14 protein-coding genes are annotated in these 24,479 nt (G+C 53.3%); 10 read left to right on the forward strand and 4 right to left on the reverse strand.

Going from position 1 to position 24,479, the window contains the following annotated elements:
• Nucleotides 1–1,318: 1,318 nt before the first annotated feature.
• The 3 genes from CIK92_RS05810 (at nt 1,319) to CIK92_RS05820 (ending at nt 6,163) form a co-directional block, all read left to right on the forward strand.
• The gene (locus CIK92_RS05810) at nt 1,319–3,337 is read left to right on the forward strand and encodes an HD-GYP domain-containing protein (protein ID WP_158214740.1); all 2,019 of its coding nucleotides are present in this window, start codon (nt 1,319–1,321) and stop codon (nt 3,335–3,337) included.
• Between the two features lie 303 nt (nt 3,338–3,640).
• On the forward strand, nt 3,641–4,000 hold the full coding sequence (locus CIK92_RS05815; RefSeq protein WP_254046008.1) for a hypothetical protein: 360 nt from the start codon (nt 3,641–3,643) through the stop codon (nt 3,998–4,000).
• A 24-nt stretch (nt 4,001–4,024) separates the two neighbouring features.
• A complete protein-coding gene (locus CIK92_RS05820; RefSeq protein ID WP_254046006.1) occupies nt 4,025–6,163 on the forward strand; it encodes a M6 family metalloprotease domain-containing protein in 2,139 nt (712 codons plus the stop codon).
• Between the two features lie 70 nt (nt 6,164–6,233).
• On the opposite strand, the gene clpB is transcribed toward CIK92_RS05820, so the two are convergent.
• Nucleotides 6,234–8,786 (reverse strand): ATP-dependent chaperone ClpB, encoded by a 2,553-nt coding sequence (gene clpB, locus CIK92_RS05825; protein ID WP_094388460.1) that lies wholly within the window; start codon nt 8,784–8,786, stop codon nt 6,234–6,236.
• Nucleotides 8,787–9,005: 219 nt separating this feature from the next.
• Here clpB and CIK92_RS05830 point away from each other — a divergent pair, with 219 nt between their 5' ends.
• Entirely contained in the window at nt 9,006–10,880 is a 1,875-nt protein-coding gene (locus CIK92_RS05830) for a beta-galactosidase (protein ID WP_094388461.1), read from the forward strand.
• A 402-nt stretch (nt 10,881–11,282) separates the two neighbouring features.
• Here the strand turns inward: CIK92_RS05830 and CIK92_RS13380 are convergent, their stop codons facing one another.
• Together CIK92_RS13380 and nadB are read right to left on the reverse strand one after the other, a co-directional pair.
• Nucleotides 11,283–11,528 carry a hypothetical protein gene (locus CIK92_RS13380; protein ID WP_144289347.1) on the reverse strand — a complete coding sequence of 82 codons (246 nt, stop codon included), beginning with the start codon at nt 11,526–11,528 and terminating at the stop codon, nt 11,283–11,285.
• A gap of 648 nt (nt 11,529–12,176) precedes the next feature.
• Nucleotides 12,177–13,766, reverse strand: a complete 1,590-nt coding sequence (gene nadB, locus CIK92_RS05835; protein ID WP_022310312.1) for an L-aspartate oxidase — start codon at nt 13,764–13,766, stop codon at nt 12,177–12,179.
• A gap of 89 nt (nt 13,767–13,855) precedes the next feature.
• Between nadB and CIK92_RS05840 the strand changes: the two genes are divergently transcribed.
• Entirely contained in the window at nt 13,856–14,242 is a 387-nt protein-coding gene (locus CIK92_RS05840) for a hypothetical protein (RefSeq protein WP_094384456.1), read from the forward strand.
• Nucleotides 14,239–15,495 (forward strand): D-alanyl-D-alanine carboxypeptidase/D-alanyl-D-alanine-endopeptidase, encoded by a 1,257-nt coding sequence (dacB, locus tag CIK92_RS05845; RefSeq protein WP_094388462.1) that lies wholly within the window; start codon nt 14,239–14,241, stop codon nt 15,493–15,495. Before CIK92_RS05840 ends, dacB begins: the two co-directional genes overlap by 4 nt.
• A gap of 195 nt (nt 15,496–15,690) precedes the next feature.
• On the opposite strand, the gene CIK92_RS05850 is transcribed toward dacB, so the two are convergent.
• The gene (locus tag CIK92_RS05850; protein ID WP_094388463.1) at nt 15,691–15,936 is read right to left on the reverse strand and encodes a hypothetical protein; all 246 of its coding nucleotides are present in this window, start codon (nt 15,934–15,936) and stop codon (nt 15,691–15,693) included.
• A 727-nt stretch (nt 15,937–16,663) separates the two neighbouring features.
• Between CIK92_RS05850 and CIK92_RS05855 the strand changes: the two genes are divergently transcribed.
• Genes CIK92_RS05855 through CIK92_RS05870 form a run of 4 tightly spaced genes read left to right on the forward strand, consistent with a single transcriptional unit; the run spans nt 16,664 to nt 24,299 of the window.
• Nucleotides 16,664–19,744, forward strand: a complete 3,081-nt coding sequence (locus CIK92_RS05855) for a SusC/RagA family TonB-linked outer membrane protein (RefSeq protein WP_371591648.1) — start codon at nt 16,664–16,666, stop codon at nt 19,742–19,744.
• 12 nt (nt 19,745–19,756) lie between these two features.
• Entirely contained in the window at nt 19,757–21,727 is a 1,971-nt protein-coding gene (locus tag CIK92_RS05860) for a RagB/SusD family nutrient uptake outer membrane protein (protein WP_094388465.1), read from the forward strand.
• A 24-nt stretch (nt 21,728–21,751) separates the two neighbouring features.
• Nucleotides 21,752–23,074: a DUF5000 domain-containing lipoprotein gene (locus CIK92_RS05865; protein ID WP_094388466.1), complete on the forward strand. Its 1,323-nt coding sequence runs from the start codon at nt 21,752–21,754 to the stop codon at nt 23,072–23,074.
• Between the two features lie 22 nt (nt 23,075–23,096).
• Nucleotides 23,097–24,299, forward strand: a complete 1,203-nt coding sequence (locus CIK92_RS05870; protein ID WP_094388467.1) for a DUF4998 domain-containing protein — start codon at nt 23,097–23,099, stop codon at nt 24,297–24,299.
• Nucleotides 24,300–24,479: the final 180 nt, after the last annotated feature.

Here is a 24,479-nt window from a genome sequence, read left to right on the forward strand (position 1 = left end):
CCTTTACCACCACGTATCGTTATCCCATAGTGGATGAAGTTCTCCCCAAGGGTTATACATAATTAGTTTGTTGTCGATGATGTGCGCCCCTACAACCCTGTATGGCTATCCCATTGTGGACGGTGCGCACCCCTGGCAACTCTGTAGGAGTTGCGTTTCCCCAGCCCAGGGTTGCGGGCGAAGCACGCTACCCTGGGTAAGCAACCAACTAATATAGCTACTCTGTAAGAGTTGCGCTTAGCCGTAGGCGTTACTTGTCGTGTGTATTTCCTTAAACCTTGAATTTACCATCCCAAGAAGACACAAAAAGATTTGTGGCTTTTCAGGGCTTCGCCCTATGCGTCCGTGTGTGTCGGGAGATATCTCGAGAGCGAGCTCTCGGATATTCCCCGTCACCCCCCATCCGCGCCTGCCTGATGGCAGGCTGAAAAGCCGCAAATACAAAAAGTCCGCCGTTGGCGGTAAAAAAAGTCCGGCTGCGCCGGTACAAAAAAATGATTACCTTATTATCTATCGGTAGCGTCATATAGTTGGGATAACACAAGCTGCTATTCCTGCCGTGGTAACGCCTTCGGCTAATCGCAACTCTTACAGAGTAGCTAAGTAGGGTGGTGTTCTTACCCAGGGTAGAGGCGCTGTGTACCTCAACCCTGGGCTATGAAATCGCAACTCCTACAGAGTTGCTGCTGCTTGCGGGCCATAATTCATCGTTGATGATGCGCCCCCAAGGGTTATACATAATTAGTTTGTTGTCGATGATGTGCGCCCCTACAACCCTGTATGGCTATCCCATTGTGGACGGTGCGCACCCCTGGCAACTCTGTAGGAGTTGCGTTTCCCCAGCCCAGGGTTGCGGGCGAAGCACGCTACCCTGGGTAAGCGACCAACGAACCTTGCAACTCTGACGGAGTTGCGCTTAGCCGTAGGCGTTACTTGTAATGTATATGCCCATATACCTTGAATAAGCCATCACAATAATCTACAAAAAGATTTGTGGCTTTTCAGGGCTTCGCCCTATACCATCCGCAAGGTGATGGAGATAATGACAAAGCACATAATATATAATTGGTCTGCGTTCTCTCCCCTTGAGGAGAGCCAGAGAGGGCTTCTTATGATGGTCGTTGCGCCTCCATGCTTGCCTATAATTGTGCGCGATGTCATTATTTCGGCGATTTTAACAACTATTACACGAGTAATGTTGGTGGAGTCCCGTTTTTTCACGAATTTTGTAGTTGTTACAACCATTACAGACAGCAGAATTTCAACTCTACGCACCGGTGTCACGCCCGTTGCCACTCTAACTTTATACACGCGCACTATGAAATGCGTCATTATTGCCACCCCTGCCCACTGCCCTGCTGCGGCGCACAGCCACACCGCTACAGCGTTGCTGGCAGTCATCACCCGTAGACTCTTGCCCATAGTCATGCTGCTCCTGACAGTCATGACGTCCTCGGCACAGACCGTCAAGGACGAAGAAACCCTGCATGTGGACTTCGACGGCTGGTTCAGCACCCTGGTCAACAACCGCAAGTTATACAACCGCTACAACGACAGCATCTTCCTCATTCATGACCACGACCGCTGGGTGGAGTTTTTCCATACCCGCGCTGCCCTGAACCACGATATCTATCAGAGCAACAAGCTCTGCCTGGACAGTCTGCGCCAGGTCATCACCCTGCCACAAGCCAAGAACGACGCGAGGCTCTATTCGGATTTTATCAAGAGCTTCTTCAGCAAGTATATCAACCAGAACCGCTCCGACCCCTTTCTCATGCTCGAACTCTGTGACCTCATCGACACCCTGCAGACCAATCGCCCCGACTCGCTGAGGTTTACCAACTATCTGAACACGTGGCGTGGCTCTGCCTACTACCATATCTGGAACATGACCCATGACGACGAGCTCCTGCAGAAGTCGTATGCTTGCTACCAGCGATGCGTCACCGACGACGCCAAGCGCTATCCCGCCTATCAGTCAAACTATCTCAACGCGATGCTGCAACTGTGTGCGTATGTATGGGCACAGAAGAAGGTGGAGACGGTCGACGATCTGCGCGGGCGCATCAAACTGGCAAGACGATATGTCGCCAAGCACGGCGACGAGCTCAGCCGCAAGGGCTACAGGATGACCGAGCTCAAGAGGCGGCTCAACAATGCCGACGAGTCCATGGTGCGCAACATTTTCCTGGTGGACCGCACCACCATCAAGAAGAAGAGCATCGACAAACTTATGCATACCCTCGTGGTAAGGAACCTGCGGAAGCCCTCACTGGACAATTCCTCGTATCTGCGCACGCTGATTATGCAAATGAACCTGAAGCAGATAACTGCCAAGGAGGCTCTCAACAGATACCGCCCGCGCTACAGGGCATCTATGGAGAGTCTGCGCAATCGTAGGCTCGACCCCCAAGAGTTCTCGTTGCATCTTATGCCCTACTATTCGTTGTTCTATCTCAACGACTTGGCCGACATCCCCTACAGCGCCAAGCGCCGCAACGTGCTCCGCATGTGCCGTGACATCGAGATGGCTTTCCGCCATCGCAGTGACCGCCAGTCGGTGACCACCTTTGTCAACAACCTCAATGTCTTCGTCACCTACGACCGCATACTGTCGTATCTGAAGCCCCGCGAGCGCCTTGCCTTCCTCAACAAGCTGTCGGTATCGACCCACGTGACCACCTACGCCCACTCCGTACACGTGAGCGAGATAGCCATGGTGCTCATGGAGAGTCTTGTGGACAATCAGCCCCAGTTGCTGGTGGGCTATTTGGGTTGCAAGACCGAAGGCAGCGTAAAGCATCACAAGCGTAGGTTTGTCGAGTTTGTGCGCGAAGCCGCCCTCTACCACGATCTGGGCAAGAACACCATCATCCCCGTGGTAGACAACGACTACCGTCCGCTCACCGATCAGGAGTTCAAGATCGTGAAGCGCCACCCGGAGATGGGACTCAAATACCTCGCCCTCGACCCCAGGCTGGCGAAGTATCACGACACCACCCTGGGTCACCACAAGTGGTACAACGGCAAGGGAGGCTATCCCGCCGACTTTGACAATACCCGTTCGCCTTACCGCATCATGATAGACATCATCACCCTGAGCGACTGCATGCAGGCAGCTACCGAGCGCGTGGGCCGCAACTACAAGGACGGCAAGACCTTTGATGCCGTGATGGGCGAGATGCGTCGCGACGCCGGCACCCGCTACAATCCCGACCTCGTGAGCCATATCGACGCCCATCCCGGGCTGGCACAGAAACTCAACCATCTGCTCGACGAGGGCTGGATGGACATATACTATAATATCTACAGCCAGTATTTTGTCAACCAGCGATAGCACCGTCGCCATCATCGCGACGCCCCTGTCGACTATGGACGCCGTCACCACGTCAGAGATGGTGATAGGGATGGTATGCGCCCTGAAAATATTAAAAATGACGGGCGTGGTGAAAAATAATTGCATATTTTGGCAGAAAGAAGCCGAGAAATGATGTATCTTTGCATGTTGGAGAATTATCCCATAGTTGCATCACACTTAAACAATCGTCAAATGAACAGAAACAGTACCCCGGGGTTCAACCCCACCGTTGCCCGACAGATAGTCTGGGCTCTCGTCGCCATCTTTGTCTTTGTGATAGGCATGGCATTCATCCGTCCCTGGTACAACGTATGGTCGCAGGAGATGGAAGGCAAGGCCGAGTTTGCCAAAGCCGAACAGAACCGCAAGATTAAGATAGAGGAAGCCCGTGCGAACCTCGAGGCCGAGAAGCTCAACGCCCAGGCCGAAGTGGCACGCGCCAAGGGTGCCGCCGAAGCCATCAAGATAGAGAACGGCAGCATCACCCCCACCTATATCCAGTATCTCTGGGTGCGCCAGCAGAGCGACCTGAGCGACAAGACCGTCATCTATATCCCCACAGAGACCAATCTGCCCATCCTCGAGTCGACGCGGATGAACAAAATCAAGTCGCAGCACGCCCCAACGGCTACACACGAATAACCAAGTAAACAATTATAATCAAGTATGAAGAAAAGAATTACTCTCTTGACATTGTTCCTGCTCGCAGTGATGACAATGTCAGCCATCCCCGCACGCCCTAATCTGTGGCGCATGATTACCCTTGCCGACGGCAGTCAAGTCAAGGCCCGCCTGGTGGGCGACGAACACGGCCACTGGTATCGTGATGCCGACGGAAAGAGCTATGTATCAGCAGGCAATGGTATGTACAAGCAGGAAGATGCCACCAAGGTGGCTGCCCGTGCCAAGCAGCGTCGTGCCCGTGCCAACCAGCACTACGCCAGCCGTCGCAAGGCCGACATCTCGGGCAACCGCGGCAACTATCGGGGCACCAAGAAGGGACTCATCATCCTCGCCAACTTCAAGGACAAGAAGTTTTCTGCCAGCCATACCCTCGACCTGTACAAGAAGATAGCCAATGCCGAGAACTACAAGGACAATGGCTTCAACGGCAGTATCAAGGACTACTTCAGCGCACAGAGCGATGGCAAGTTTACCATCGATTTTGACGTGGTAGGGCCTGTAACCCTGTCGCAGAATATGGCTTACTATGGTGGTAATGACTCCAATGATAACGACCTGCGTCCCGAGCAGATGATTAAGGAAGCCTGTGAGCTTGCCGACGGTTGGGTAGACTTCTCTGACTACGACTGGACCGGTAACGGCGAGGTGGATCAGGTCTATGTCATCTACGCCGGTCAGGGCGAGGCCAACGGCGGTAGCGATGACACTATCTGGCCCCACGCTTATGAACTGGCTGCCGCCAAAATAACACTCTCCCTCGATGGTGTCAAAATCAATTCTTACGCCTGCTCTGCCGAGATGGGCTACTCTGGTATCGATGGTATCGGTACCATCTGCCACGAGTTCTCTCACTGTCTGGGCTATCCCGACCTCTATGACATCTTCTATGAGGGGCATTTCGGTATGTCGAGCTTTGACCTCATGGACTCTGCCGGCTACAACGACGACGGCTTCTGCCCCGCCGGTTATACTGCCTATGAGAAATGGATTGCCGGATGGATAGACTACGAGGTGCTCGAAGACGAGAATGTGACGGTGACAGATCTCAAGCCCACCAGCGAGGGCGGAAAGGCATACGTAATATATAATAAAGGTAACCGCAACGAATACTTCATCCTCGAAAACCGTCAGCAGACCAAGTGGGACAAGTATATTGAGGCTACAGGTCTGCAGGTCATCCATGTAGACTATGACCCCACCTGCTGGATTAACAATGTGGTCAACTCTACGGGTGAATTCCGTCAGAAAGATGGCTGGACTGCCGACTTCAAGAACGACCACCAGCGCCTCACGCTCGTACATGCCGACAACATTGACGACAGCAAGTACTGGGACAAATACGAGCAGTATTATACCAAGACTACACTCACAGGCGACCTGTATCCCTACAAGGCAAACAACGAGTTGAGCGACACATCGATACCTTCGTTCGGTCTCTACAACGACAACGAGGACGGTACACGCAACATGGGCCGTCAGGTCAAGGACATTACCGAGAATGACAACGGCACCGTGAGCTTCCAGTATAATGCAGCTATCGTGGTAGAACCCACTCCAGAGGGTCAGGTGTTTTATGAGAGCTTTGACAAGTGTGCTGGAACGGGCGGAAACGACGGTACATGGAGTTCTGGCAGCAATGCGCTGGTAACAGACAACGCAGGTTGGGAGTCAGTCTCCCGTGCCGGTGGCTTCAAGTGCGGCAAGTTTGGCTCCTCCAAGAAGAGCGGCTCTGCCACCACACCTTCCTTTGCCCTCAACGGCAAGGCCAAGCTCACCTTCAAGGCTGCGCCTTACGGCAGTGACGCCACCTCGCTCAAGGTGACTTACAACGGCACCGAGGTAGCTACCCTCACCATGAAGAATGAGGAATGGACCGAGTACAGCATCGACATTACCGGCACCGGTAGCGGCAAGATTACCTTCACCCCTGCCAAACGTATGTTCCTCGATGAGGTGCGCATCGTGGCAGATGGCGTAGGCACCGGCATCGATACTGTCGAGACCACTGGCAAGCCCGTAGACAACCGCGTCTACAACATCCAGGGTCAGTATCTGGGCACCAGCCTCGACAATCTCCCTGCAGGCATCTACATCGTAGGTGGAAAGAAAGTGGTGAAGTAACCACGACACATACAGACATAAAAAAATCCCTTCCGTCACTTATGGCGGAAGGGATTTTTTTAATGGTAAATTAGTTGCTGAACACGATGTGGTCGTCGGCAACATCGACCGTGATGGGCTTGTCCTTGCTTACGCGCTCAGCCAGCAGCATACGGCTCAGGTCGTTGAGCACGTAGTCCTGGATGGCACGCTTGACGGGGCGGGCGCCAAAGGTGGGGTCGAAGCCTACACGCGACAGATAGTCTATTGCCGCCTTGGTCCAGGTGAGTGTCACGCCCTGCTCGGCAGTCATCTTCTGCAACTTCTGCATCTGCAGTTCCACAATCTTGGAGATTTCCTCCTGCGTGAGCGGATGGAAGGTGATGATGTCGTCGATACGGTTGAGGAACTCAGGACGCATAATCTTGCCCAGCATCTCACGCGTGGCGTTGGAGGTCATGATGATGATGGTGTTCTTGAAGTTGACCACGCGGCCCTTGTTATCCGTGAGTCGGCCGTCGTCCAATACCTGCAAGAGGGTGTTGAACACGTCGGGATGAGCCTTCTCTATCTCGTCGAAGAGTACTACGGAGTAAGGCTTGCGTCTTACTGCCTCGGTCAGCTGGCCACCCTCGTCGTAGCCCACATAGCCTGGAGGCGCGCCGATGAGTCTTGTCACGCTGAACTTCTCCTGATACTCGCTCATATCGATACGCGTCATCATGTTCTCGTCGTTGAAGAGATATTCGGCGAGCGCCTTGGCAAGTTCAGTCTTACCCACACCTGTCGTACCGAGGAAGATAAACGAGGCGATAGGTCTCTTGGGGTCCTGCAGTCCGGCTCGTGAGCGGCGCACGGCATCGGCTACAGCCTTGATGGCCTCGTCCTGACCCACCACTCTGTGATGGAGTTCGTCTTCGAGATGCAGCAACTTCTCGCGCTCACTCTGCATCATCTTAGACACGGGGATGCCCGTCCAGCGGCTTACCACCTCGGCGATATCGTCGGCAGTGACCTCTTCGCGCACCATAGCGTCGCCGCCCTGGGTGCCTCGTAGCTGCTGCTGGATATGGTCTATGTCGTCCTGGATGCTCTTCAGGCGGCCGTAGCGTATCTCAGCCACACGGCCATAATTGCCCTCGCGCTCGGCCTTGTCGGCCTCAAACTTCAGGTTCTCCATCTCCTGCTTGTCCTGCTGGATCTTGTTGACCAGAGCCTTCTCGGACTCCCACTTAGCCCTGTACTGGCGCTCCTGCTCACCCAGCTGGGCAATCTCCTTGTCCAGTTTGTCGAGCGAGTCGTGCAGATTGGCAGCCGCGTCGTCCTCGCCGCCGTTGCCTTGGCGGTGCTTGATCTCGCTGCGTATAGCCTCGCGCTCTATCTCAAGCTGCTTCAGATGGCGGTCAATCTCGTCGAGCTCCTCGGGCACCGAGTCGCGTTCCATGCGCAACTTGGCGGCAGCCTCGTCCATCAGGTCTATCGCCTTGTCGGGCAGGAACCGGTCGGAGATGTATCTCTCGGAGAGCTTGACGGCTGCGATGCACGCATCGTCCTGGATACGCACCTTGTGGTGGTTCTCATAGCGCTCCTTCAGACCACGCAGGATGCTGATGGCATCTATCTCGTCGGGCTCGTCGACCATGACCGTCTGGAAACGGCGTTCGAGCGCCTTGTCCTTCTCAAAATACTTCTGATACTCATTGAGGGTGGTGGCACCGATAGCCCGCAGTTCGCCACGTGCCAAGGCAGGCTTGAGGATGTTGGCGGCATCCATGGCACCTTCGCCACCTCCGGCACCCACGAGTGTGTGGATTTCGTCGATGAAAAGGATGATGTTGCCGTCGGCCTGGGTGACCTCCTTGATGACACTCTTGAGTCGCTCCTCAAACTCACCCTTGTACTTGGCGCCAGCCACGAGCGCGCCCATGTCGAGCGAGAAGAGCTGCTTGTTCTTCAGGTTCTCCGGCACGTCGCCACGCACGATACGCTGGGCGAGTCCCTCGACGATGGCGGTCTTGCCCGTACCCGGCTCACCTATCAGGATAGGGTTGTTCTTGGTTCGGCGCGAGAGAATCTGCAGCACGCGGCGTATCTCTTCATCACGGCCTATCACAGGGTCGAGCTTGCCGTTGCGCGCCTTGTCTATGAGGTTCTGCGCATACTTGGCGAGCGCCTGGTAGTTTTCGTCGGCCTGGGCATCGTCGACCTTCTTGCCCTGTCTGAGGGCAGCGATGGCCTTCTCTACCTCGTCCTTGGTCATGCCTGCATCGCGGAGTATGCGTCCTGCCGTGTTCTGGGTCTGCATGATGGCCATGAGTATGGGTTCGATGGCCACATACTCGTCGCCCATGCGCGCAGCCTCGGCCATAGCCTTCTGCAGTATCTCGTTGGTGGCATTGGTGAAGTAGGGTTCGCCTCCCTGCACCTTGGGCAGATGGGCTATCTCGCTCTCGACGAGCGTTTCAATCTGCTGTGGGTTGACGCCCAGCTTCTGGAAGATGAACTGGGTCACATCCTTACCCTTGTCCATGATACCTGCCAGCAGGTGTACCGGCTCTATGGCTTGATTCTGCGCCATCTGCGCCTTGTTGACCGCGCTCTGCACGGCCTCCTGCGCCTTGATAGTAAATTTGTCAAATGTCATATCGCTTGTTGTTTTAATTATTATCTTTGTTATTGTCACTCATCATGATACAAACTATGTACCTATGCCCGAAAACTGACAAAATGTCAGTCTTGGTCTGCCTTTTTGTCATTTTGACGACAAAAATCATCGCCGTGGGCAACATTTTCGATGATTTGTTGGGCGATACACCTTATTATTATTATCTTTGTAAGGAATAAAACTTATATCGCAACAATAATGAGACGCAATCTACTTATCATCGTTATCATCATGACCGCCATGACCCTGCTGCCAGGCTTCACCGCCACAGCCGGAGCCAAGGCCAAGCATACCTTCAAGATAGAGGGAGGCAACTTCGTCTACGACGGCAAACCCATACAGATCCACTCGGGCGAGATGCACTATTCGCGCGTGCCCGCAGCCTACTGGCATCACCGTCTGCGCATGATGAAAGCCCTCGGACTCAACGCCGTGGCTACCTATGTCTTCTGGAACTACCACGAGACCGCACCCGGAGTGTGGGACTGGACCACGGGTAACCGCAACATACGCGCCTTCCTCAAGGCTGCTGCCGACGAGGGCATGATGGTCATCCTGCGTCCCGGTCCCTATGCCTGTGGCGAGTGGGAGTACGGCGGCTATCCCTGGTGGCTCAGCACCGTGCCCGAGATGAAGATACGCACACAGAACAAGGCTTTCCTCGACTCGTGCCGCACCTACATCGGACAGCTCGCAGCCCAGGTGCGCGACTTCCAGATAACCAAGGGCGGTCCCATCGTCATGGTACAGGCTGAAAACGAGTTTGGCTCGTATGTCAGCCAGCGCAAGGACATCCCCCTCGATGTACACAGACAGTATAGTGCCGCCATCCGTCAGCAGCTCATCGACGCCGGCTTCGACATCCCCATGTTCACCAGCGATGGCAGCTGGCTCTTCGAGGGTGGAGCCATCGAGGGAGCACTGCCCACGTGCAACGGCGAAAACAATATCAACACCATCAAGAAGAAGGTAGACGCCTATCACGGCGGAGTGGGCCCCTACATGGTCGCAGAGTTCTATACCGGATGGCTCGACCACTGGAACGAGCCTTTCCAGAAGGTCAGCTCCGATGCCTTTACCAAGCAGATGCAGAAGTATCTCGATGCCGGCATCAGCTTCAACTTCTACATGGTGCACGGTGGCACCAACTTCGGCTTCACCTCGGGTGCCAACTATACCAAGGACATCCGTCTGCAGCCCGACATCACCAGCTACGACTACGACGCCCCCATCAGTGAGGCAGGATGGGCTACACCCAAGTATGAGGCCATCAGAAAGATACTGATGCAGTATAATAAGGATGTGCCGGCAGTGCCCGAGCGTATACCTGTCATCACGCTGCCCCAAATACGTCTCACCCAGACCCAGAACCTCTTCGACCGCATCGAGGGGATGACGCCTGTGGAGTGTGACACCATGCCTACATTCGAGGCGCTCGGCCAGGGCCACGGATACGTGCTCTACCGCCGCCACTTCAACCAGCCCATCGCCGGAGTGCTCAAGGCCGACGGCATTGCCGACTATGGCATCGTCTATGTCAACGGCGAGAAGGTGGGCGAGCTCAACGCCGTCACCGGCGTAGACAGCCTGGAGGTCGAGGTACCCTTCAACAGCACCCTCGACATCCTGGTCGAGAATATGGGACGCATCAACTATGGTGCCCGCATCTCCGAGAGCTTCAAGGGCTTTGTGCGCCCCATCACCATCAACGACAACCCCATCGAGGGTGAGTGGAAGATGTATTGTCTGCCCATGAGCGAGGCTCCCGTGCTGGCTGCTGGCGACCACGGCTATGCCAAGGGGCTGCCGGTAATCTATCAGGGGCAGTTTGATGTAGCCAGCCCCGGCGACACCTTCCTCGATATGGAAGAGTGGGGCAAGGGTATCGTCTTTGTCAACGGTGTCAATCTGGGCCGTTACTGGAAGGTGGGTCCCCAGCAGACCCTCTATCTGCCAGGTTGCTTCCTGAAGAAGGGCAAGAACGATATCGTAATCTTTGAGCAACAGAACGACGTGCGCCACGACCATGTGAGCGGCATCGATACTCCCAAGCTCGATATTCTCAAGAAATAGAAGATATTCGGATAGATTAAAGTTTTCATAATTTGTGCCTTCTCCCGTTGTGAAACGTGAGAGGGCTTTTTTTGTGTACGCTCGGCAGGAGGGTGGGTAGGATTGTGCGCACGGCCACGTATAGATTAGCCCTGCGATTGCCCCCATGTTTCCTGCTGCGGGTAACGCCTTCGGCTAATCGCAACTCTTACAGAGTAACTACACCTTATTATATATATACCCAGGGTAGAGGTGCTGCGCCCCTCAACCCTGGGCTATGAAATCGCAACTCCTACAGAGTTGCCAAGGGTGCGCCCCGTCCACCATAGGCCCCATCCTAACCTTCCCCACGGGGAAGGAAAAAAGCCCAAATGATGTCCATATTCCAATCTTTTTCAAGGAACGGAGCGCAATCATAACCCCCTAAAGCACAGCGAGAATGAATTCCCGCCCCTTGGGGAGGGTTAGGGAGGGGCTTACAATCAGCTGTTTTTTTACCGCCAACGGCGGCCTTTTTTTACGGCCGCCGGCCGCTTTTTGAACCATGCCGGCTGTTGTCGTCATGCAAAGCATGGCGTTGGGGGTGGTGGCGACGACAAAGAGGAAAACTTGTTTTCCGACTGGCGTCACCGACAGTCCCCAAAAAGGCGAAGCCGACAACAGGGCCATGGCTTTTTGTGTTTATATCAACTTATTACATAAGTCGGTAATAATGGATTAACCCCGCAATTGGCCTCCCGCAAGCAGCGGCAACTCTGTAGGAGTTGCGTTTCCCCAGCCCAGGGTTGCGGGCGAAGCACGCTACCCTGGGTAGCTGCCCCACTAATCTGGCAACTCTGAACCGAAGGTCACCGGCGCGGCGCAGTGCGGCGCGGAAAGGTAATGGAGTTGCGCTTAGCCGTAGGCGTTACCCGCAGCAGGATGATGGGTAGGAATGGGTAGACGGATAATATCAGATTGAGAATAACGCCTTCGGCTAATCGCAACTCTTACAGAGTAGCTATACCTTATTATATATATACCCAGGGTAGAGGCGCTGCACGCCTCAACCCTGGGCTATGAAATCGCAACTCCTACAGAGTTGCCAAGGGTGCGTACCATCAACCACAAGCCCCATCCTAACCTTCCCCAAGGGGAAGGAAAAAAGTCAAAATAAAGGCCCTGCTCCTATCTTTTTCAAGGGAGAGAGCGTAACTGCAAACACCTAAAACACAGCAAGAATTAACTCCCGCCCCTTGGGGAGGGTTGGTGAGGGGCTTTCAACCCTCTCTCCTTGTGGAGGTCCGTGTAGGGGCTTCCATTGTCTATGTGCCGTGCTTATTTCTTATCGTACGCGTGTACGGGGTAGTCGATGGTGTAGTGCAGGCCACGGCTCTCTTTGCGCTCTATGGCCATACGGGTGATGAGGTAACCTGTGTTGATCATATTGCGCAACTCGCAGAGCTCCTTGCTCACCTTGACGCGCTTGAAGAGGTTTTCGGTCTCTTCGTAGAGCAGGTCCAGGCGATCCCAGGCACGCTTGAGGCGCAGGTCGCTGCGCACGATGCCCACATAGTTGCTCATGATTTCGCCCACCTCCTTCACACTCTGCGTGATGAGCACCTGTTCCTCATTGGTCATGGTGCCGTCGTCGTTCCAGTCGGGCACCTTGTCGTTGAAGTCATACTCGTCGACGTGCTCTATGCTGTGGCGTGCTGCGGTCTCGGCATAGACCACCGCCTCGATGAGCGAGTTGCTGGCCAGGCGGTTGCCGCCGTGCAGACCCGTACACGAGCACTCGCCGATGGCGTAGAGCCGGTTGATGCTCGAGCATCCGTTGAGGTCGACCTTGATGCCGCCACACATGTAGTGGGCTGCGGGGCGCACGGGGATATACTCCTTGGTGATGTCGATGCCTATGGAGAGACACTTGGCATAGATATTGGGGAAGTGGTGGCGCGTCTCTTCGGGGTCTTTATGGGTGACGTCGAGGCAGACGTGGTCGAGTCCGTGGGTCTTCATCTCGCGGTCGATGGCGCGAGCCACGATGTCGCGTGGAGCCAGCGAGAGTCGCTTGTCATACTTCTCCATGAAGCTCTCGCCGTTGGGCAGACGCAGTATGCCGCCGTAGCCACGCATGGCTTCGGTGATGAGGTAGGCGGGGTGGGTCTCGCCGGGGTGGTAGAGCGAGGTGGGGTGGAACTGTACAAACTCCATGTCCTGTACGGTGCCCTTGGCGCGGTAGACCATAGCCTCGCCGTCGCCGGTGGCAATCACGGGGTTGGTGGTGGTCTGGTAGACGGCTCCGCAGCCACCGGTACACATCACGGTGACCTTGCTCAGATAGGTGTCTACCTTCTGGGTGTCGGGGTCGAGCACGTAGGCTCCATAGCAGTTGATATAGGGAGTGCGTCGGGTGACGCGCGCACCGAGGTGGTGCTGGGTAATAATCTCTACGGCAAAATGGTTTTCCTTGATATCGATGTCGGGGTTGCTGCGCACGGCTTCCATCAGACCGCGCTGTATCTCGGCACCGGTGTCGTCGGCATGGTGCAGGATGCGGAACTCGGAGTGGCCTCCCTCGCGGTGCAGGTCGAACTCGCCGTTGTCCTTGCGGTCGAAGTTGACACCCCAGTTGACGAGCTCCTTGATCTGCTCGGGCGCCATCGTCACTACCTGCTCTACGGCCTTGGGGTCGCTGATGTAGTCACCGGCTATCATGGTGTCCTCGATATGCTTTTTGAAATTGTCTTTCAGCAGATTGGTTACCGACGCCACTCCGCCTTGGGCAAAGTAGGTGTTAGCTTCGTTGAGCGATGTCTTGCATATCATGCAGACCTTACCTTTATGTGCTCTCGCTACCTTAAGCGCATAACTCATTCCGGCTACGCCTGAGCCGATAATGAGAAAATCGTACTTGTAAACCATATTTATCTTATTTCGGTGCAAATTTACTAAAAATTATAATAATCATAACTCTTTTGGCAATTAAATTCGTAATTTTGCATACAGTTATTATGAACAGGATATTCCATTACAGGGTTACGGCCATCGATGTGAGTGCCATCGTGCTCATGGCTTTGCTCTCCTTCTACTTCTTCTGGATGCAGAGGGTGGTGGTGGCGCTGCCTGTGGCAGCCGTGTGGGTGCTGATGGTCGAGCGCGTGCTCCATACCACCTATTCCTTCACCCCCGAGGCCCTCGTGGTGAGCGGTGGTCGCTTCTCGCGTACCCGCAGCATTGCCTATGCCGATGTAAGCCGCTGCCAGACGATGACAAACTGCTTCGGGCTGGTCGGCTATGTACTCGTAGAGTATGGCAAGGGCAGGTCGCTGAGCCTGAAACCACAGATGGAACAGCTGTTTGTAGATGAAATGACAAAGAGAATAACTGTTAAACAATGACGCGTACCTATTTATATATATTAGGTTGGCTGCTGATGTGGCTGACCGCAGTTCCCGTACAGGCCCAGGACGTAGCGGGCGAGGACGAGACAGTGGGGGGGACTCTGCCTGCCGACACCCTCGTGCGCGACTCGCTCTCGCTGAAGTGGCCACAGTCTGCCGTACATGGCATCGACCGTCTCCTCGAGGCCGATATGTTCCAGACCTCTCAGGTAGGGCTCATGGTCTATGACCTCACAGCCGACTCTGTCATCTACCGTCACAACGAGCGGCAGATGATGCGTCCGGCGTCGACCATGAAGCTGCTCACCGCCATTGCCGCCATCGACCGTCTCGGCGGTTCGTATCAGACCAAGACCGAGCTGTGCTATACCGGGCATATCGCCAACCGTACCCTCGAGGGCGACATCTACTGCGTGGGTGGCATGGACCCCCTCTTCAATGCCGATGATATGTCAGCCTTTGTCGAGAGCATCCGTAAGATGGGCGTCGACACTATCCGCGGCCACCTCTATGCCGACAAGAGCATGAAGGACTACGACCTGCTGGGCGAGGGATGGTGCTGGGACGACGACAACCCCGTGCTCACGCCCCTCATCTATGGCCGCAAGGACCAGTTTATGGAGCGCTTTGAGCGTGAACTGCGCGAGTCGGGGCTTGTGGTCCAGGCTTTTGCCTCTACCGCCGTCAAGCCCGACACAGCCTTCTGCATCTGCGCCCGTTATCACACCATCGACCAGATACTCATGCGTATGATGAAAGAGAGCGACAATCTCTATGCCGAGTCGCTCTTCTATCAGCTCGCTGCCTCGGGTGGCGCCCGTCCGGCTTCAGCCCGTCACGCCCGCCAGTATATCCGTCGCCTTATAGACAAGGTGGGGCTCCACGGCCAGCGCTACCGCATTGCCGATGGTTCGGGTCTGTCGCTCTACAACTATGTCACCGCCGAACTCGAGGTGCGTCTGCTCCGCTATGCCTATCGTTATCAGAATATCTATATTCATCTGCTCCCTTCGTTGCCTAAGGCAGGAGTAGATGGCACTCTGGAAAAGCGTATGCACGGAACCTTCACCAAGGATAACGTCAAGGCAAAGACCGGCACCCTCACCGGCGTCATCTCGTTGGCAGGCTACTGCACTGCCGCCAACGGTCACCAACTCTGCTTCGCCATACTCAACCAGGGAGTGATGCGCGCCAGCGATGCCCGCCACTTCCAGGACCGCGTCTGCGAAGTCCTCTGCAATCCGCAGTGATTGGCGGGAGAGTGGGAGACACGCAATAAACCCATAATAGAGCCACCGCAAGCAGCAGCAACTCTGTAGGAGTTGCCAGGGGTGCGTACCATCAACCACAAGCCCCATCCTAACCTTCCCCAAGGGGAAGGAAAAAAGCCAAAACAAAGGCCCCATACCAGCCTTTTTCAAGAAAAAGAGCGCAATCATAACCCCCTAAAGCACAGCGAGAATGAACTCCCGTCCCTTGGGGAGGGTTAGGGAGAGGCTTCTAAGCAGCTGTTTTTTTACCGCCACCGGCGGCCTTTTTTTACGGCCACCGGCCGCTTTTTGAACCGTGGCGGCTGTTGTCGTCATGCAAAGCATGGCGTTGGGGGTGGTGGCGACGACAAAAAGGAAAACTCGTTTTCCGACTGGTGTCACCGTCAGCCACAAAAAGGCGAAGCCGACAACAACCGCCATGGCTTTTTGTGTTTATATCAACCCCTAATAGATGCAGCTATTAATGGATAAACCCCGTAATTGAAACCTTGTTTCCTGCCGTGGTAACGCCTTCGGCTAATCGCAACTCTTACAGAGTAGCTAAGTAGGGTGGTGTTCTTACCCAGGGTAGAGGCGCTGCGCCCCTCAACCCTGGGCTATGAAATCGCAACTCCTACAGAGTTGCTGCTGCTTGCGGACCTCAATTCATCGTTGATGATGCGCCCGCCAAGGGTTATACATAATTTGGTTGTTGTCGAAGATATGCACACCAACAACCATGTATGGTTATACCATCGTAGGCGGTGCGCATCCCTGGCAACTCTGTAGGAGTTGCGATTCCTCAGCCCAGGGTTGCGGGCGAAGCACGCTACCCTGGGTAAGCGACCAACTAATATAGCTACTCTGTAAGAGTTGCGATTAGCCGTAGGCGTTACCAACCTTTCAACCCTCTACTATGTCCCCTTATATATATAAATAGGTAAAGGGGGAAACGCAATTATTTTCTGATTAGTCCCCGTGGTTCTGGAATTGCGCAAATTTTGCGCTAAAAATTACCTACTGTAACGCAATTTTCACCTTAAAAAGTTTTTGGGTCTCATAATTAATTGTAAATTTGCATCAGCATCATCTTAATAATTGATAAAATATGAGTAAAAAATGTAGTTTAACATTACTCTTTTTCTTGCTTTTCATGCCTTTGTCTCTTTTGGCACAAGAGATAACGGTCAAGGGAAAAGTCTCTGAGAAAGGTACTGGCGAACCCTTGCCGGGCGCAAGCGTAGTAGTCCAGAAATCCACAAAGGGTGTTATGACCGACGTTGATGGTGGCTATGAAATCAAAGTCAAGCCAACCGACAAACTTGTGTTCTCCTACGTAGGTATGGAGGACAAAGTCGTTACCGTGGGAAACCAGACAGTTATCAATGTAGAGCTTGCCCCCAAGGGCAACGAGCTTGACGAGGTAACGGTAGTAGCCTACGGTAAGCAGAAGAAGGAAAGTATCGTGAGCTCTATCACCACGGTAAACGCCAAAGATCTGCGTGTGCCGTCGAGCAACCTTACCCAGTCTTTTGCCGGTAACATCGCCGGTATGATTGCTTACACACGTTCGGGTGAGCCTGGTCAGGACAACACCGACTTCTTCGTTCGTGGTGTGACAACCTTTGGTGAGGGTGGTTCCAACCCACTTATTCTTATCGATAACATCGAGCTGACATCTGCCGACCTTAACCGTCTGCGTCCCGATGATATCGAGAGTTTCTCTATCCTGAAAGACGCCTCTGCAGCTGCCCTCTACGGTGCCCGCGGTGCTAACGGTGTAATCCTCGTTACCACCAAGCGCGGTGAGGAAGGTCCCGCCAAGATCTTCGGCCGTATTGAGCACTCTTTCCAGAGCCCTCTCCGCAAGGTTGAGTTGGCTGACCCTGTAACCTATATGCAGTGTTACAACGACGCTTTGATTTCTCGCGGTTCGCTGAATATTGATGACCTCGTCTACAGCCAGGACAAGATTGAGCAGACTGGTAAGCCCGGTGCCAACCGTCTTATCTATCCTGCCAACGACTGGTACAACATGCTGTTCAAGAACGTATCTCACAGTACCCGTGCCGATGTTTCTATCCGCGGTGGTGGTAAGGTGGCTACCTATTATATCTCTGGTGCCTATACTCAAGATGGCGGTATGCTGAAGGTGGACCATCGCAACAGCTTCAACAACAATATCGACAGTAAGAAATACACCATGCGTGCCAACGTGGATGTCAATGTTACCAAGACCACCAAGGTGGGCCTGCGCCTTACCGGCAACTTTGACGACTACACCGGTCCGATGTCGTCTGGTAATGACATGTTTGTCAATGTTATGCACGCCGACCCCGTACTCTTCCCCGCTTACTATCCTATGGATGAAGAGCACAAGGGTATCAAGCACATCATGTTTGGTAACTACCTCGATGGTCGTTACATCAACCCCTACGCCGAGATGGTACGCGGTTACAAGGACTACCAGCGTTCACAGATGATCGCTGCCTTGCAGCTCGATCAGGACTTGAGCTTCATCACCAAGGGTCTGAAGTTCACCACCCTGTTCAACCTCTCTCGTCTCTCTGACTTCGGAATCAAGCGCTACTTCCAGCCTTATTGGTACACTCTCGGTGAGTATGACTCTTACACAGGCGAATACCACATTACTCGTCTGAACGAAAATGGTACTGACTATCTTACTTATAATGAAGATGCCAAGAACGTGGTTAACACCATGTACTGGGAAAGCCGTCTGTACTGGAACCGCACCTTTGGCAAGCACTCTCTCGGTGCGCTTACCGTATTCACCACTCGCGAGGAGCGCAAGGCCAATGCTGGTACTCTCCAGCTCTCTCTGCCTTCACGCAACGTGAGCCTCGCAGGTCGTTTCACTTATGGTTATGATGACCGCTACTTCGCTGAGTTCAACTTCGGTTACAACGGTTCTGAGCGTTTCTCTAAGGAGCACCGCTGGGGTTTCTTCCCATCAGTAGGTCTCGGCTGGTTGGTATCTAACGAGAAGTTCTTCCAGCCTCTTACCAATGTCATCAGCAAACTGAAGCTCCGTGCTTCTTATGGTCTCGTGGGTAATGACAAGATTGGTGGTTCCAAGAACCGTTTCTTATATCTCTCAGAGATGTTAATGAATAATACCGGTGTAAAGTCTTATTTTGGTGAAAACCTTCAGACTTCATCTAATGGTATTACCTTCAAGCGTTATGCAAACTCAGCCATCACTTGGGAGCGCGCCAAGAAGCAGAACTACGCTATAGAGCTCTCTCTCTTCGGTGACCTTGACATCATCGCCGAGTACTACCGTGAGAAGCGTACCGATATCTATATGACACGTGCCGATATTCCTTCTACAATGGGTCTGCAGACCTCTATCGGTGCCAACATCGGTGAGGCAACTGCCCACGGTGTGGACATCCAGGTAGAGTATCGCAAGAACTGGAACAAGGACCTCTGGACATCTGCCCGCGGTAACTTCACTTTCGCCCGCAGTAGATATGATGTATACGAGGAGCCTACTTACAAGGAAGGCTATCGCCAGCACGCTGGTCGCAGCATCAAGCAGAAGTGGGGTTATATCGCTGAGCGTCTGTTCGTTGATGACGAAGAGGCTGCCAACAGCCCCTCACAGGCTGCTTTCGGTTCACAGTATGGCGGTGGTGACATCAAGTACACCGATGTCAATAAGGACGGTGTAATCAATGAGGCTGATATGGTGCCAATCGGTAATCCTACTTCACCTGAATTCATCTACGGTTTCGGTTTTTCTGTAGGTTACAAGGGCTTCGACCTCTCTATGTTCTTCCAGGGCCTCGCCAATGAGTCATTCTGGATTAATGCCGGTGGTTTCTCTACTACCAATGAAGAGACCAAGGGTGGTTTGGCTCCATTCTACAAGAACACCCAGCTGCTCAAGGCCATCGCCGACGACCACTGGAGCGAGAGCAACCGCAATCTCTACGCATTCTGGCCCCGTCTGAGCACTTATCTCAACAACAACAATACCCAGCCCAGCACTTGGTGGATGCGCGACGGTTCGTTCATTCGTCTCAAGCAGTTGGAATTTGGTTATACCGTTCCTCGTAACCTCACCAAGAAGTGGCACATGGAGAGCCTGCGCTTCTATGTATCGGGTAGTAACCTCCTCAACTGGAGCAGCTTCAAGATGTGGGATCCCGAGCAGGGCTCTTCTGCACTGAACTATCCTCTGCAGCGCACTATCAATGTCGGTCTGAATGTTACATTCCAATAAATAGCAATCATTATGATAAAGATATTCAATAAAATCAAGATTTCGGTAATGGCTGCCGTTGTTGCTCTGATGGGTCTTACGGCGTGCAACGATTACCTTGATGTAGTACCCGATGGTGGCGACCCTACTTTACCTGATGCGTTCGCCCTTCGTTCGGTAGCCTATCGTTACCTCGGTACCTGCTATAGCTATATGCCTAAGGATGGTACCGGCAGCGACCCTGCTATGCTGGGTAGCGACGAGCTCGTGGACCTCTATCCCCGTACCACAGGCAAGTATTTCAGTACCAGTATGACCATGATTGCCCGTGGTTATCAGAACAAGTCAACTGTTTATGGTGATGATTGGCATTCTCTCTTTACCGGTATTCGTGATTGCGACAACCTGATTGACAATGTTGATTTGGTTCCCGATATGAACCAGGAAGAGAAGAACCAGTGGAAGGCCGAGGCTCGTTTCCTCAAGGCTTACTACCACTTCTGCCTTATCCGCAAGTGGGGTGCTATCCCTGTGGTTAAGCACAGTCTACCTATGGACGCCAGTGTCGAGGATGTACGTGTATATCGCGATCCTATCGATACTTGCTTCAACTTCGTGCTCAGCGAACTCGATAAGGCCATCCCTGACCTTGCAGAGTCATTCTCCAATACCGAGTATGGTCGCATCACCAAGGCTATCGGTTATGCGTTCAAGGCACGTGTAGCCTGCTACGCCGCCAGTCCTCTCTTCAATGGCAACGATGACCAGAAGAACCTCGTAGACAAGCGTGGTGTGCAGCTCTTCCCCACTAAGACCGAAGAGCAGAAGCTCGAGCGTTGGCAGTATGCCGTTGACGCTTGTAAGGCTGCCATCGAGGAGTGTCAGAAGATTAACGTCAAGCTCTATGAGGGCGAGGATATCCTCTATCGTATGAATGATACGCTGAAGACCGACCTCATTCTCCGTGGCGCTATGTGCGAGAGATGGAACTCTGAGCTCATCTGGGGTAATACCCAGTCTTGGACTGCCGAGCGCATCAACTGGCAGGTTATGGGTTGTGTCAACCTGCAGTACGAGGATAATCCCCAGTTTACAGGTGCCCTAACCGGTTATCGCTGCTTCGGTGTGCCATTGAAGGTGGCTGAAGAGTTCTATTCTAAGCATGGTGTCCCAATCGCTGTTGACAAGGATCGTCAGGCAGGTTGGAATGAAATGGAAATCAAGCGTGGCGACGAGCAGAACCAGTTCTATCTCGAGCGTGGCTATGAGACTGTGAAGCTCAACTTCGACCGCGAACCTCGATTCTATGCCTTCTTGGGCTTCGACGGTGGCAAGTGGCTCGGCCAGCTTACCGATGCTGAGTACAACGACCTGACCTCTGACAAGGTGAAGAAGGTCAAGTGCCGCGTAGGACAGTATGCCGCCAAGGCAGGTGCCAACGTAGGTCCTGTGACAGGCTACTTCCCCAAGAAGACCTTCCCCTACAAGAACCGTGTCAATGCAGCCAACGGTACTACCAATATATCTTCTACTTGGTTCCCTTATCCTATCATGCGTCTTGCCGACCTCTATCTGCTCTATGCCGAGGCCATCAACGAACTTGAAGGTCCTAACGGTGCCCACAGTACCGACCTCTTCTATTATATCAACGCTGTTCGCGAGCGTGCCAAGATTCCAGATGTCAAGACTGCTTGGGATGACTACAGCACCAACCCCGGTTACTACAATACCCAGACTGGTATGCGCGCCATCATCCATCAGGAGCGTATGAACGAGCTCGCTTTCGAGAGCCAGCGTTTCTGGGATATCCGTCGTTGGAAGGAAGGTCCAACTGAGTACAATAAGAACATCTATGGTTTCAATATCGCAGGTGCTTCTGCCGAAGACTATTACAAGAAGACCCTCGTATTCGAGCAGCCCTTCTTGGTACGCGATTATTTCTGGCCCATCAGTACGTACAACATGGAGCACAACCCCAATTTGATTCAGAACACTGGTTGGTAAACTAATATTAGACATTATACGATTATGAAGAAATTATTATTATCGTTCAGCATATTGCTCCTGTCTGCTATGGCTATCTCCAGCTGTAGCGACGGAGACAGAATTGATCAGCGCGGAGGCTTACCCTTGCCCCAGCAGCCCAAGATAGTAGACGTTAAGTCTGTTCCTGGTGGTGCCGTGCTGAAATTCCAGATTCCCGATGACCCATACATCAAGGGCATCGTGGCTACCTATGAGCGCAATGGTGCCATGGTAGAGTCTCGTATCTCCCGTTATCTTGATACCTTGATGGTAGAAGGCTATGCCGACCTTCAGGAGCATGCTGTAGAGGTACGCAGCTTCAACGCCGACGACGTGAAGTCAGAGGCACAGACCGTGAAGATTACTCCTCTCGAGGCACCTGTCAATACTGCCAGCTTTGAGTTCTTCGAGGCTTTCGGTGGTTTCAAGGTAAAGATTAAGAACAATCCTACCAAGGCTACTCTCGCCCTCGTGGTTCAGGCCGATACCCTGAATGCCGACCAGGACCTCACCTACGAGCAGCGCAAGTGGAAGGACGTTTCTACGCTTTTCATGTCGAGCGACTCGGTTATGCTCACACGCCGCAACATGTCGGCTGTGCCCACCGTGCTTTCTGCTTATCTGCGCGACAGCTACGGCAACACCTCTGAGCGCCAGCTTATCAAGATTACTCCTAAGGCCGAGACTGAACTTGACAAGAGCAAGTTCAAGTATTACCCTGTTGCCGACGACAACTTTGTCAACGACCCCAATGGTGGTGGTGTTGCCGCACTCTGGGACAAGGCGACTACCGGTACTGGCAGATTCTTCGTTGCCGCTAAGGGTTGTCCTATCCCCACATGGCTTACCATCGACCTCGGTGTAGGCGAAGAGGGTACCGTGCTTAGCCGTATCAAGACTTATCCACGTTCCGACTACGATGTATTCCAGGGTGGTAACATCCGTCAGTGGGAGTTCTGGGGTATCTATGACGACCCCAAGGAAGACCTTACCAAGAATCCTTGCGCGAAGACCGACCCCGACTACCAGCAGCGTCATGGCTTCAGCCGTGGTTGGGTGATGTTGGCTAAGGGTGAGCAGTACAAGCCCTCTGGCTATGCTCCCGACGGCACTGTCGATGGATGGACTCCTGAGGACCGTGAGTATTATCTCTACAATACCGAGTATGAGGTAGACAATACCAATGAGCTTACTCCTAACGCTTACGACAAGATTCGCTACCTGCGTCTCGTAGTGGTCAATACCTTTGCCACTTACCAGTATCCCGCTACATCGGGTGCATGGTTTATCGGTGAGATCACACCATGGGGACAGGTGAACAAATAATAACTCTTAAAACGTTAAAGCAATGAGAAAACTATTATATATATCGTTGATAGCCGCACTCGTAGGTAGCTTTACCTCTTGTAAGGATCAGGATGATATCTACAAGGAGTGGGTAGTACCTGGCGGCAGCATTTATCCCGAGAAGGCCAATGGACTCAGAGCTATTCTGGGTTCAGGCAGAGTTCAGCTCAAGTGGGCTGCTCCCAAAGACCCAGCCGTTAAGCGCGCTGTCATCACATGGGACAATGGCGAGAAGACACGTGAGATTAGTTATGCTGACTTTGAGGGACAGGACAGCATCCTTGTCGAGATTAACGACCTCAAGGAGCAGAGCCACTCTTTCACCATCACCAACTATGATGCCGAGAACCACGTTTCCATGACTTCCGAGAAGTCAGCATCGCCCTATGGCGCCATCTGGCTTTCTACCCACGCAGAGCGTACCATCAAGTCGGCCGAGATGAAAGGCGCTGATGCCAACGTAGCCCTTGGCTTCGGTACCAACGAGATGGTTGCTACCAAGTTCCGTTACCTCAACGCCGACGGCGAATGGGTTGTCACCGAGCCCGTGCCCAGTGCACAGGCCAGCACAGTCTTTGCCAACGCCAAGGGTGGTGTGCGTTACCAGTACAGTTCTGGTTACTGCCCCGCCGAAGGTCTTGACACCATCTGGAATGACTGGAGCAAGAGTCCTACACCTATCGCCAGCCGTCTCGATCCCTCTGAGTGGGAAGTTACTGCTACAGGCTGGAACGCTGCAACACCTCCCAGCAAGGTATTCGACGGACTTGTTACCGCTGACATGACCAAGGCATGGGTTTGGAACAATGGTGGCAAGTGGCCGGTAGTCCTCCAGATTGATATGAAGAAGACTTCATACGTTATCAACCGTATGGTTGTACACAACTTCTTGCCAGGCAACATGGGTAGGCGTCGTCTGTACAATGTGTCTTACTTCTTCGGCGACGAGCCTTTCAATCTTGACCCAGGTTCTGCTTATGCCTCTCCATCTGGCACCCCATGGCCTATCGCTACTGAGCCTACTTTTGCCAAGGCCAAGTACTGGCGTGGCACCACCTTCTGGAATGGTGATGCTTCTCACAACGAGAATGCCAACGGTACTCAGTGTCGCTACATTGCCATGGTAATGCACAATAGCCGCGCAAGCTCTCAGATCGCTTGTCAGGAGATTGAGGTTTATGGCTATGACATGGAAGCCGAATAATACACCTTATTATATAATATAGTTTAGAAGAGTCCCGATGACCATGAGCGTCATCGGGACTTTTTTGATGGTTGGTGCGTTGGCATTTTATCTTTTCTCAGTAAAAAATACTGTTAAGATGGCGGTTTTTACGCAGAAATGGAGTAATTTTGCCATCGCAAACAACAAATTTAACATTAT

Source organism: Prevotella sp. P4-67, assembly GCF_002251325.1.
Taxonomy (GTDB): Bacteria; Bacteroidota; Bacteroidia; order Bacteroidales; family Bacteroidaceae; genus Prevotella.